This window comes from Halostella sp. PRR32, assembly GCF_034808085.1.
In the GTDB taxonomy this organism is placed as follows: domain Archaea; phylum Halobacteriota; class Halobacteria; order Halobacteriales; family Natronoarchaeaceae; genus Halostella; species Halostella pelagica.
The window spans coordinates 17,760-29,794 of record NZ_JAXHGL010000006.1; the positions used below are offsets into that span (position 1 = coordinate 17,760).

Below are 12,035 nucleotides of genomic sequence, written 5' to 3' on the forward strand. Positions count from 1 at the left end.
AATCAAACCAAATCAAAGGTGTCGAGAACGTGGCTGTTACTGAATCACCATCTCTCTCGACGTGTACTATCCATATTGAACGACGAGGTGGTCGTGGCGACGCGGGAGCACGGGCACTCGAACGACATCTCGAGCGTCTCTCCGGCGTTCACGATGTCGATGTCTCGTTTCGAACAGGAGATGCCCGGATCACCTACGACGGGAGCGTCACCTCAGAAGAATCGATTCGAGATGCTGTCCGCGATCGCAACGTGTCGATTCAGGACGAATCTGAGACAGTAACGGATGACGTGAGTACCCGCTCGGAACTTAGGCAGGAGGTCGTGTTCGTCGGCTTGACCCTCTTCGGGATGGCGGTCGGCCTGGTGACGGGGTGGCTCGAAGGACCACAGATTCTCATGTGGGCCGGGTACGGCGTCGCATACGTCTTCGGTGGCTGGTACGGGCTCAAAGGCGCGGTCGAGACACTCCGCCACCGTGCGGTCGACATCGACCTGTTGATGATTGTCGCTGCCCTCGGTGCCCTCTCGATTGGCGCCCCGTTCGAGGGCGCGATGCTTCTGTTCCTGTTTTCGCTATCGAATACGCTCCAGCACTACGCCATCGGCCGCTCACGCCGAGCAATCAAGTCACTTGTCGAAATGCGACCGGACGAGGCACAGGTCCTCCGCGACGGTGAGGAGGTCACTGTGACCATTGATGAGGTCGCCGTGGGCGACGTGTTCGTCGTCCGGCCCGGTGACAGGATTCCGCTCGACGGCGTCGTTGCGTCTGGCGAGGGGACGGTCGATCAGGCGTCGCTCACCGGCGAATCAGTGCCCGTGCCGAAAGAGCCCGGCGACGAAGTGTTTGGCGGGACGATCAACGAGAGTGGCAGCGTGGAGATTGAGGTCACACGTCAGGCTCACGAGTCGGCGATCAGCCGGCTGATCCACATGGTCGAGCGTGCTCAGAGCGAGAAGGCGCCGACACAGCGGCTCATCGATCGCCTCGAGCAGCCGTACGTCCTCGGTGTGTTCGGGCTCACAATCGCGGCGATCGCCATCCCGCTCGCGCTCGGAAGCGAGTTCACCAGCACGTTCTACCGCGCGATGACGCTTATGGTCGCCGCCTCGCCGTGTGCGGTCATCATCTCCACGCCGGCGGCAGTGCTGTCGGCGATCGCCTCCGGCGGCCGGCAGGGCGTCCTGTTCAAGGGCGGCGAACACGTCGAGACGGCCGCGAACATCGACGCGGTCGCGTTCGACAAGACGGGCACCCTCACGCGGGGCGAGACACAGCTGACGGACGTGTTCATCCGAGACGGCCTCGCGGACGAGTCGCTGACTGCCGACGAGTTGCTCTCGCTCGCAGCCGCCGTGCAGGCCCGCTCGGAGCACCACCTCGCTCGTGCGACAGTCTCGGAAGCCGAAGACCGCGCCCTCGACGTCCCCGACGCACGTCGGTTTCAGTCGGAGGCCGGAAAAGGCGTCCGCGCCGACGTCGCCGACGGAATCATCCACATCGGGAACCGGAGTTATGTCAAGACGGTTCTCGAAGACGCTGCGATCGAGGGACTCGAACCTGGTCTCGACAGGCTTCGGACCCTGGAGGCGGAGGGGAAGACGAGCGTCCTCGTCGCCCGCGAGCACGGCGACGATGTCACCGTGTTGGGATGGCTTGCGTTCACCGACACGGTCCGCCCCGGGGCTGCAGAAATGATCGAGGACCTCCGGTCGCTCGGCGTGGAGCACATCGTCATGCTGACCGGCGATAACGAACGCGTCGCCCAGCAGATCGCCGACGAAGTCGGTATCGACGAGGTGCAGGCGGAACTGCTGCCGGAAGAGAAGGTAGCGACCATCGAAGAGCTAGTAGAGCGATACGAGAACGTGGCGATGGTGGGTGACGGCGTGAACGACGCACCGGCACTGGCGACGGCGACGCTCGGGATCGCCATGGGTGGCGCCGGGACTGACGTTGCTCTCGAAACGGCTGACGTCGTCCTGATGGGCGACGACATCGGGAAGATTCCCTACGTGCTCGGACTTGGTCGCAGGACACGCCGGACGCTGACAGTCAACCTCGCAATCGCCTTTGGTGCGATTGCGCTGATGGTTGGCACGATTCTGTTACGTGGTATCCCCTTACCGCTGGCCGTGGTCGGCCACGAGGGTTCGACGGTCCTCGTGTCCCTGAACGGGCTTCGATTACTCGGATTCCGGGAATAACGGTCGCTGAAGGCGACGAATGGACCGATGGCGCCGATCAGCAACAACTAGTGTTGTCGGGAGTCCACTCGCACGCATTCCCGGTAGTCAGGTCGTTCTCGTCGATATATGCGGACAGGCAGGCGTAGTTACAGAAATACGTGGGTGAGCCACACTCGTCATCTCAATCGCGGACGCAGATTGGATCGTGGTCGAATATCCGGGATTCACAGTACGCACATGTCTCGTCTGTTTCGGGTGTTGAGACAGTCGTCGACATACTCGTGCTGAGGAACTGCCCACAGAAAACGTTTCTTCGGGCTGTGATCAGTGAAGGAATCTCGATCACCCCCTCCTCCTCGAATTAGCAGTCTTCCCACCACTTTTTCGAACAGCGTTGGAGACAGTCACCTGTTACAAATCCTCAGGTTTCGGGTCGCGTCATCCGTCGATATCCTTCGTACAGGGCTGGTAATCCGAGAGGAAGTGCGAGGAATCCAAACCCGAGAAAGGCATATCGGTCTTTGTCCTGGTGTCGCACAACGAGGATGGTCGTGACGATGCCGAATAGCGCAATAACGTATGCGGTGTTGCTCCAGAGCACGTCGTAGGTCGAACAGTACAGCCAGCAAACGAACGTGTAGGCCGGGGCGTTCGCGCGAACGTCGACGGCAACGAGGTATACGTCGGCGGGCCGAACCTGTTGACCCAACTCGATAGCGAGATACCCGACCACCTCCATCGCTTCGCCGACGAGGCCGGTCAGAACGCGCAGACGGTCGTGTATCTCGTTCGTGAAGGGGAGTTGATAGCAGCATTCGCGATGGCTGACGTGATCCGCGAGGAGAGTTATCGAGTCGTCGACGCGCTTGCAGCCCTCACACGGTTCCGTGTCGAACTCGGCCACCTGGAAGGCCCACTACAGCTGTGTGCGAGATGTAGTCCCGGTGGGCGCGCGACGTACTGGACGCGGGACCTAGACGACCATCTCTTTAGTGAGTCTTGATTTGGAGTCGGAGGTGGTTAGAAAGGGTGGAAACTTGCTCACAGCGTAGGCACGGCCTCCTCTCCACTAAGATCAGATCGTCGTTGAGCGGCGTTCTACGCGCCCATCCGTTACTACGACGGCATCTTTCTGTTCCAGACGGCTCACAGTCTCCTGTACGTCCGCTGCAGGCCAGTCGAGTTCCTCTTGTAGGTCAGTCACCGATTTCGGTTCGTCGAGCGCGTGCAGCACTTCGAGTTCCTCGTAGACGCGCTCGGTGATCTCCGCGACAGGGTCGTGCAACGGTGTCGTCACGTTGTGTTGCTCGGTGAGATCGGTCAACGCTTCGTTGACGTACGTCACGAACAGTTCTTGATCCAATAGTTCGACCTGCGTCTCGAGTTCGGCTTCGACGACGTCGAACTCGAGGCCGGTCTGCATCAACGAAAACATATCCTCGATGTCGTCCACCCGACCAGCGACTGCTTTGAACAGGAAGATGTCTTCTGGACTCACGAGCTCGACCACGAGATCCCCAGGATGGAGATACCGTTCGCTCCGCTCACGAATGCCTGGAGACAGAATCAGTTTGCCAATCACCTGCTGGTTGAAAACGTCGATGCGACATCCATCATCGTTCTCGAAGATTCGCTGGGCACCGAGTTCTTCGTACTCTTCGTCCGGTTCCCGGACGATATCGTACCCCAACTTGAGGAGCACTGTTTGTAACTGACTCAGATCGTCGCCGGAGGAGACGATAAGGTCGATATCTTTGGTCGTTTCTTTGAGACCGCGAAACGCCATCGACCCACCGCCAATCAAGAAGACGGCGAGTGGGTTGTCCAGCTGCTGGCCGATGCGCTCGAGTTCTGATCGAATGTATGCGCTATCGAATCGCGCCCTCATAGCGTCACCTCGTACTCTTCAGCCAGTTTCTGGAGGTCCTCCCACTCAGGGAGTAGAGACGTCCGCTGGTCACCGCTGGTGTCGAGATATGTGCAAAGCTCGTCGACGACGTCTTCGACGCCGTATTTGGCGGCTTGGGCTCGGAGCACGTCGCGGTCGATGTCGACGTGACTGAGCAGGAGCAGACAGTAAGACTGAGCCCGTGCGCCCGAATCGATCACGAGCATGTGGCAGCACAACATCTCCGGGGAGAGCTCACTCGTCGTCTCCGAGTAGAGGTAGTATCGACGGTCACGTGCCAACAGCGGGAGGTCATATCGCTGGAATTGGTCTGGCCCTGTCGGAATGAAGTGCTCCTCGGTGCTTTCAGTCGTCGTCTGAACAAGGAACTCGTCGAGAGATTCCCAAAGGAGCGTGTAGGTGTCGGTCTGTTCTTCGACAGTCTGGCGGTGGACGTGATGGGCAAGCTCACGAGCGAATGCACTCAGCTGTTCGAAGCCGTCATTCAGTGCGTACGTGCTGTCGTCGGTTTGGTAGATAATTCCGCGATGTTGAAGCGGGGCAAGCGCACGGTGGACAGTACTTCTGTGGACGTCGGCGTGGCGTGCGAGCTCGGTCACGGTCCGTGGGGTATCGAGGTAGTAGCAGACACGGAGGGTTGCACCTGACAACAGCTCCGGCCAGTCGATGTGTGAATACTGCTGCGTGAGGTCCGTGAGTAACTCGAGTGCCTTTGCGTCCGACAGTCGTACCTGCTTTGTTTTCCCCTGTCGGCGTGCCTCGACGAGGCCAGCTGTTTCGAGCCGTTCAACGAGTTCGGAGGTGTAGCTGAGACTTCGATCGAGATTCGTTGCGAGTTCAGAGACCGTCTGCTCACCGTGGAGGACAGTAAGGGCGCGAACCTCGCCTTCTGTGAGCATACTGTTGCATACTAGCGAATCCATATATAAACCACTTCGGTATTTTGCAACACTCGACTGACTCAGTCGAGATCCGCAAACTACGCTTGTGGCTGTCGATGGTCGCTGATATCGAGGATGAACCGAACGAGGTCGAACCACTCCCGAATATTGATTTCAACATCCGTCAGGGTAACTCGCTGATCGGGTTCACCGAGCTCCAAGAAGTCGCACGGGAGGATGCCGGCGACGCGTCACTCTCGAATTGGGGTGTCGGAACTGCAGTCAAAGTCCTCTATGAGGACATCATCCGGGAACAGGACCGCCATCGAGCATCGGATTCTGCCCGTGAAGCGCAGAATGCTCGTAAAATGGCTGAGCGAAAAATCGACACTCACAGCGAGGAGCTTAATGAAAAGATTCGCGATCAGTTCAACGAACTTGTCGACGAGGATGTCTCTCTTGAGGAACTAGAGGAGTTCTCACCGTTTCATTGGGTGCTCGAGTTCGCGACAGTCTATCGCGAAGGCGGCTTTGATGTCATCATTGGAAACCCACCGTGGGATGAGCTGAAGCCATACCGGACGGACTTCTTCCCAAAGTACGATACTGAGTTTCGTAGCCGCCCGCCAGGTGAAAAGGACAAGGAGGTAGAGGAACTCTTAGAGAACCCTGAAATCGCTGTCGAGTGGGAGAAGTTCCAGCGGGACAAGGAACGGCAAGCGACCTATATCAACCAGAGTGGTGAATATGAGTACCAGACACCAAGGGTAGAAGGTCAGCAGGTTGCACGGACGAACGACTTGTCTCTACTGTTCTTCGAGCGCGTCTACGATATCGTCAGAGATGGTGGTTATGTTTCACAGCTGCTTCCTGGTCCGTTCTTCAATGCCGCCGCTGGGAAGGATTTGCGAGTACATGCCTTGGAAGAGTCGGAGATACAGAGTATCATCGGATTTGAAAATCGAGGCATCTTCTCCGACATAGACACTAGATATAATTTCGGGATCGATACGCTCCGAACAGAGGGAAGCACTGATACTGTCCACGGAATCTTTCATCAGACTTCCGTTGACGCTCTCCGGTCGATTGACGACTTAGCTCTAGAAATTCCAGCGCGCATCCTCAAAGAGTATTCTCCCGGAGCTCGAATTTTCCCTAACATCGAGAAACAGCAGGAGGTCTCAGTGCTGGATAAAATTCTCCAGACACCTCCATTGGCGACTGAAATTGAAGGTGCTTGGCGTACGGTCCTGTACAAGGAACTGGATCGGGGACGAGATCGGGATAGATTCATCGAAGACGAATCTAAAGGGGATTATCCGGTCTATCAGGGAAAGAATATCCACCAATTCTGTTATGAGTCGACCTACGTTGACGACCTTGAACCAATCTCTTTGTGGAGTGTCGATGAGGATAACGAGGAACTGAGCGCGAAGCGTCGCATTCGCGAGAAGAACTTCCGTGCCCGGAACGATGCGATCAGCCTCAAGAAGGCTATCTACAACAAGTTCGCTGATGAGCCTGAGTTCCGCCATCTCCCGACAAGTTCCCAGAAGCGGTTCGTCAATCAGTTGCTAACAGAGGAATTCGACCGCCCCGAACTTTCTTTGGAGGACATCCGTCTTCATAGTTCTGAGTACCGGCTTGTGCTCCGTGAGTCCGCTCGTGCAACCGACGAACGGACTCTCATTGCCGCTGTAATCCCACCGGGTGGAGTCGTCGTCCACACACTGTACACGGTTCGGCCATTCGAGGCAAACCCCACCAAGAACGATCTTTCAGAGTTCCCGATGCACAATGCTTATGACCGTGTTTTCTCTGATAAGGAGCTTTTCGTCGCGTTTGGGCTGATTAACAGTATCCCCCATCGACCATCCGATCCTCGAGTTTCTCCAAACACGCCTTAGAGGCACGAACCAAGTCGAACAGGCGACCATCACGGACGCGAGCGGTCATCTCGAACTGTACGTCCGGTTCGCATCGCCGTACTATCCAGCGACCGTCGACGAAGCGACGCTTACCGTTCGCTGGTATACAAATGACGACTTCAAAATCTACTATCGAGAGGTGCATCCCGAGAGCGCCTGGGAGTGCCGGTGGGACCGCCACCCGAACCCCCACAATACGCGAAACCATTTCCATCCCTCACCGACCGCTACGACGCCCGGCGATGACGCCTCCTGGCCGACCGACCATCGTGATGTACTGCGGCTCGTCCTCGACGACGTCGAAGAGCGAATCGCGGAGCTATGGGACGAGTAGGCGATTGACTCGTCGAGACGGGACACCGCCCACGCGTCGGTCGATGACGTCTGTAAGCTCCGATTCTGACCAGTTGATGTCATGAGATTTACCACTAGACAACTAGTTTTCACCATAGAAGGTGGAGAAGTCTATGGGAAATAGATATGCGAACGTGACGTCGGAACTCCTAGCAACGATATACGGTGTTCGGAAGGCCGTGCTTTATACAGGTGAGGTATTCAGCACTACATACGGTAAGTCCGGGGAGAATGACAAACGCCCAGTAGAAATAATCTTCCCTCCTTGCATCACGGAGTCGCGTCAGCCACTGATTCTGTTCTTCGTGACGGGACCTTCTCAACCTGAAGGCGATACCCGATAGTGAGGTAGAGTACGAACAGCAGCCCTTCTATCACGGTCCCGATCAGCCCTTCAGGGACGACCGTCTGCCCGATAAAGACGACCAGGAGTAAGAGCGCGACGATCAACAGGAGGCTTCCAATCAGCGTGGAGTGCGCACCGGTTCGGATGATGGAAACACCAAACAAGCTGAACGTGACGAACGACAACACGAGGGTGCCGATGCCAAAGACGGCGATAATGGGGGTAGTAACACCCACGTTCTCCAGAATCGCTAAGGTCAACAACCCGGTCGTGAAGACGACCGCTAAGCTGGCAATCGTACGATTCAGCTTCCCGAGTCTGACGGTTCGTTTCTCGATCTGCAAGGCGAGTCCCCCCGTTCCGAGCAGAGCTGCTAATCGGCCGAACAGACCTGCAAGACCGATCCAGTCGTTGAACGCGACGTTTTCGAGGAAGAACGCTATCCCCCTGTTTGAGGCAGCGACGAGCAAGAAGACTCCGGCGAGGATGAACAGCCGATGACTCCATCGTTCGAGCGATTCCAGCTGTTCAGTGCTATCGACCATGGTTCGACACGCTCCATCGGTCCGTGTTCACACTTGCCATAGCGGATTAAAACTGGGGGCCAATGGCCATAAACATAATTGGTATGATAATACGGTAAATGCTCTGTCATTTTGAAACTCCGATTGGGAACATCTACGAGTTTCATCTTGGCGCTCCCGACGCTGACGGGGATTTATGCTGGCTTCCCGCATATGCTAACACATGACGAACGACCAGTGGGGCGAGTCGTCCAAGAGTGTCTCGCCCGACGAGGCGTTCGCTATCCTGGGGGACGAGACTCGCCTCCATATCCTGGAGACACTTAGGGAGGCCGACGAGTTACTATCGTTCTCTGAACTATACGAGCGAGTAAACTACGACGACTACTCGAACTTCGACTACCACCTGGAGAAACTCACGGGGCTGTTCGTCCGCAAGACCGGCGAGGGGTACGGTCTCCGGGGAGCCGGTCGCCGTATCGTGGCGGCCGTCCTTTCTGGGACGGTCGGCGAAGACCTCCTGGTCGAGCCGACCCTGATCGACGAGCAGTGTCCATTCTGTTCGGCACCGGTCGAGGTGGGCTTCCAACAGGAACACGTCGAATTGTACTGCTCGGAGTGTCCGGGGGTCGTCCGGGACGCGAACTCGAAAGGGAAGTTCTTCGACGATTACGGGATCCTCAGTCAGTTCTCGCTCCCGCCGGCAGGTGTCCGTGACCGAACCCCGCGGGAGGTACTGGCCGCCGCGTGGACCTGGGGACACCTAGACATCCTGGCGGACAGCACGGGCGTCTGTTCGCGCTGTTCGGCTTCCATCGAGTACTCGGTCACGGTCTGCGAGGATCACGATCCGGCCGAGGGATACTGCGAGCAGTGCGGACGCCGATACGCCGCCCGGTTCGACGTCCACTGTCGGAACTGCCATTACAGTGTAAAGGGAATCGCGATCGCTCGCCTGCTAGCCAACACGGAGTTACTGGCGTTTCTCACCACCCACGGGATCAATCCGGTGGCTCCCAAAGCGCTCGGGCGCGCGTTAGCGACGATCGGGAACTACGAGGAGGAGATCCTTTCGACCGACCCCTTTGAGGCTCGATTCACATTCGCTACCAACGGCGATGCGATCACGCTAACCGTTAGTGAGCAGGTGGCGGTGACCGACGTAACGAGACACGATGCATCCGAATCCGGATATTGAACTCAGCCTCCGTATCCAGCACGCGGTTTCTGACAGATACTGGCTATATTTCGGGCCGGAACGGTACCTCGTCTCTCTGTACTTACCGTTTCAAACCCGGTATGACAACTGTTCTACGACCCTCCTATTCCCGGCGTAGTGTGGTGGTGTTTTTGAGCGCCTGCAAAGGGTACAGGTGCGGTCAATCGAGCCTGCACAGCACAGGTTGATTCGAGATGCGAGACCACCACCAGCGACAGGTGTAGCCTACCAGACGCTGAACACGGAACTCGGCCCCCCGGCCAAGCCCGTGACGCCCAGTGGGTTCGTCCCGCGTTTGGCCTCGGAACTCGATGTCCCAGATCAAATTCGGCAACGAGGACGGAGGTTGGCGGAGGATTCTGAACCAATGGGAGTCACTACGGGTGTCTGCCCGTCAGGGTTCGCCGCGGCCTGCCTGTACAAAGCGGGGTGCGAACAGGGCCGGTTGTTCACACAGTCGGACGTCGCAGAGGTCGCGAACGTTTCAACGGTAACCGTCCGATGAGCGGTGCGTACTGATGAACGAGTTACCGTTGAACGAGCAGTTGGACCCGGTCGGTATGGATTTGCAGCGGGCGATTCATGAGGGAGTCCCTGGCTGCGGAGAATCGTCACTGAACTCGTTGATTTTCAATCGAATGATGCCGACTAGCGCGATCCCCGACACGCCAAGGAGGACGGTGAACACGAGCACGGCGTGGTACAGTCCGATAACGTCCGCACTGAACCCGATCCCGACGGTAGGAAGGCCGAGACCGATGTAACTAATCGCATAGAACGCAGAAACCACATCGCCACGGTTCTCGTCTGGCGAAATTCCGTTGATAAATCCAACGGCGCCCATGAACGAGAGGCCGTGACCTAACCCTGTGAGAACGCTGCTACTGAGGAGCAACACGACTGATCGAATCGGAACGGCGACGACGAACCCGCAGAGGCCGGCGACGAGAAGGATCATCCCGAGAGTCATCATCCGATGGTACGAAAACCGTCGAAGCGATATCTGTGCGACACCGGATGCTCCGAACACGAGCGAGACGATCCCTGCGCTCAGCACGATGTTCTCAATTCCCAACAGCGCCGTGATGTAAGATGGCGCGAGCGAGAGAAACATTCCGATCACCGCCATAGTGATGAATCCAATACAGACTCCAATCAAGAAGCGGAACCGAATTGACGGCGGAATCGTCGGTCGGCGGAGTCGTACCCGGCGAACTGGTCGAGACTGAATCGTCTCGGGCATCAAATACACACCGACGAATCCAGGAATCAGGAGTCCGAGATGGACGAGGTACGGACCCTGTAGCGCTGCGGGACCGTACTGTGCGAACGCACCTGTGAGGATCGCTCCCATCGCAGTGCCGCCAACGAATGCGCCAGTCGAAACTATCGAAGCAAGCTTCGGAGCGTCCGGACGCAGTTCGACCAGCGCGGCGGTTGCAGCCCCAGTCAGGATGCCGACGCCGAAGCCCTGAACGATCCGACCCGCGAACAACCCCGTCACCCCATCCGCGATGACGAACGTCGCGGATCCCAGTGCCATGACGAGGAGGCCGGTGAACACAACCTTTCGGCGACCGATCTGATCCGATATTTGGCCGAAGATGAGGGAGCCGGGAACGACCGAGAGCGCGTACACGCTGAAGATCAGCGTGAGAATTCCGTCGGAGAACTGCCACGCTTCCTGGTAAAGTTCGTAGAGTGGAGTCGGGATAGCCGTTCCGTAGAGCACCATGAACACCGAATAGCCGATTAGCCAGAACGAGACGAGACGTCTGCGAGATGTGTTGTCCATCGATAGTAGTAACTTCTCGGTGAGCGGGATATATTGTCGAGTTCGACCGCCGAAACTAGGTCCTTGTGGTAGTACCTATTCGGATTTGGCACACGTCACGCACTCAGGCGCCGAAATTGATGCCCATCGGATTCGACACAGTAGCCAGTGGATCAACGGCGAAGAGCCGTTCTCTTATTAGTGCAGATGCTATACTTGGTACTATGACTGAAGTGAAGCGTGATCGACAACGCGTAGAACCGGAGGAGGATCACTTTTCGGTCGAAGAGAAATATCTCGATGTTACCGAGGAAGCGGAACTGTTCAATCTGCTTGGGCAGGCCCATATGATGCGACTCATCGCCACGTTCGTTCGGACAGCGGACGCATGGCGGTTTAACGAACTCCGTGACACCCTTGACATCTCCCAGAACACGCTTTCTGCCAGACTTGACGAGCTGGTCGAAGAGGATTTCGTAACCCGTCAGTCATACGACGAGATACCACCGCGTGTTGAATATGTGCCAACGAAGAAGCTCATGGATTTCAAGTCGGTGATTTGGGGCCTCTCTGAGTGGGCCGAGCAATACGAGATGTAGTCTTGGCCACTCAGAAAACAGTACATACGCACACCGACTTACCGGCCGATTCACCGAAAGATTGGATGGGAGCAACCGCTGAGAATAGTTCTATGACCCTCCGTCCGTAACTGCAGGGAAATTGACGTGAGAGCTGTCCTTTAAAACCGAAGACGAAGCATGCTGCGACCAGACTACTCCATGACCGGACGGTACTCTGACTACGAAGAACTCCGACCGCTCGGCGAAGCAACGCGTATTCCCGACGGTACACTCTCCGATAATGCCGACGGAGAGCCCCGACGACAACTGGTCGGACGACGCAGAGCG

The 12,035-nt window shown here is 57.1% G+C and carries 9 protein-coding genes and 3 pseudogenes; 7 read left to right on the forward strand and 5 right to left on the reverse strand.

The genetic code is table 11. The annotated features are described in order from the left end of the window. Positions 1 to 29 precede the first annotated feature (29 nt). Positions 30 to 2,210, forward strand: coding sequence for a heavy metal translocating P-type ATPase (locus SM753_RS16915; protein ID WP_369335375.1), 2,181 nt, complete (start codon positions 30 to 32; stop codon positions 2,208 to 2,210). 37 nt (positions 2,211 to 2,247) lie between these two features. Here SM753_RS16915 and SM753_RS16920 read toward each other — a convergent pair. Beyond that, positions 2,248 to 2,469 (reverse strand): annotated as a pseudogene (locus SM753_RS16920) (hypothetical protein). 363 nt (positions 2,470 to 2,832) lie between these two features. Here SM753_RS16920 and SM753_RS21405 point away from each other — a divergent pair. Then, positions 2,833 to 3,060: pseudogene (locus tag SM753_RS21405) on the forward strand (heavy metal translocating P-type ATPase); the annotation flags it as partial. 207 nt (positions 3,061 to 3,267) lie between these two features. Here SM753_RS21405 and SM753_RS16930 read toward each other — a convergent pair. Together SM753_RS16930 and SM753_RS16935 are read right to left on the reverse strand one after the other, a co-directional pair. Further along, positions 3,268 to 4,080, reverse strand: coding sequence for a DUF6036 family nucleotidyltransferase (locus tag SM753_RS16930; protein WP_323192519.1), 813 nt, complete (start codon positions 4,078 to 4,080; stop codon positions 3,268 to 3,270). After that, complete coding sequence (locus SM753_RS16935; protein WP_323192520.1) at positions 4,077 to 5,000, reverse strand: ArsR family transcriptional regulator; 924 nt, start codon at positions 4,998 to 5,000, stop codon at positions 4,077 to 4,079. The genes SM753_RS16930 and SM753_RS16935 overlap by 4 nt, the downstream gene beginning before the upstream one ends. Before the next feature lie 98 nt (positions 5,001 to 5,098). Here SM753_RS16935 and SM753_RS16940 point away from each other — a divergent pair, with 98 nt between their 5' ends. Both SM753_RS16940 and SM753_RS21410 read left to right on the forward strand, forming a co-directional pair. Next, on the forward strand, positions 5,099 to 6,889 hold the full coding sequence (locus SM753_RS16940; protein WP_323192521.1) for a type II restriction endonuclease subunit M: 1,791 nt from the start codon (positions 5,099 to 5,101) through the stop codon (positions 6,887 to 6,889). Next, complete coding sequence (locus SM753_RS21410; RefSeq protein ID WP_369335376.1) at positions 6,849 to 7,244, forward strand: hypothetical protein; 396 nt, start codon at positions 6,849 to 6,851, stop codon at positions 7,242 to 7,244. The genes SM753_RS16940 and SM753_RS21410 overlap by 41 nt, the downstream gene beginning before the upstream one ends. A 290-nt stretch (positions 7,245 to 7,534) precedes the next feature. Here SM753_RS21410 and SM753_RS16950 read toward each other — a convergent pair whose 3' ends face one another. After that, complete coding sequence (locus tag SM753_RS16950) at positions 7,535 to 8,155, reverse strand: hypothetical protein (RefSeq protein ID WP_323192523.1); 621 nt, start codon at positions 8,153 to 8,155, stop codon at positions 7,535 to 7,537. Positions 8,156 to 8,357: 202 nt separating this feature from the next. On the opposite strand from SM753_RS16950, the gene SM753_RS16955 reads away from it, so the two are divergent. Continuing rightward, positions 8,358 to 9,332, forward strand: coding sequence for a helix-turn-helix domain-containing protein (locus tag SM753_RS16955; RefSeq protein WP_323192524.1), 975 nt, complete (start codon positions 8,358 to 8,360; stop codon positions 9,330 to 9,332). A gap of 244 nt (positions 9,333 to 9,576) precedes the next feature. Beyond that, positions 9,577 to 9,858, forward strand: a pseudogene (locus SM753_RS16960) (transcription initiation factor IIB family protein); the annotation flags it as partial. Between the two features lie 75 nt (positions 9,859 to 9,933). Here the strand turns inward: SM753_RS16960 and SM753_RS16965 are convergent. Then, entirely contained in the window at positions 9,934 to 11,148 is a 1,215-nt protein-coding gene (locus SM753_RS16965; RefSeq protein ID WP_323192526.1) for an MFS transporter, read from the reverse strand. Between the two features lie 203 nt (positions 11,149 to 11,351). On the opposite strand from SM753_RS16965, the gene SM753_RS16970 reads away from it, so the two are divergent. Beyond that, positions 11,352 to 11,726 carry a helix-turn-helix domain-containing protein gene (locus tag SM753_RS16970; RefSeq protein WP_323192527.1) on the forward strand — a complete coding sequence of 125 codons (375 nt, stop codon included), beginning with the start codon at positions 11,352 to 11,354 and terminating at the stop codon, positions 11,724 to 11,726. Positions 11,727 to 12,035 lie beyond the last annotated feature (309 nt).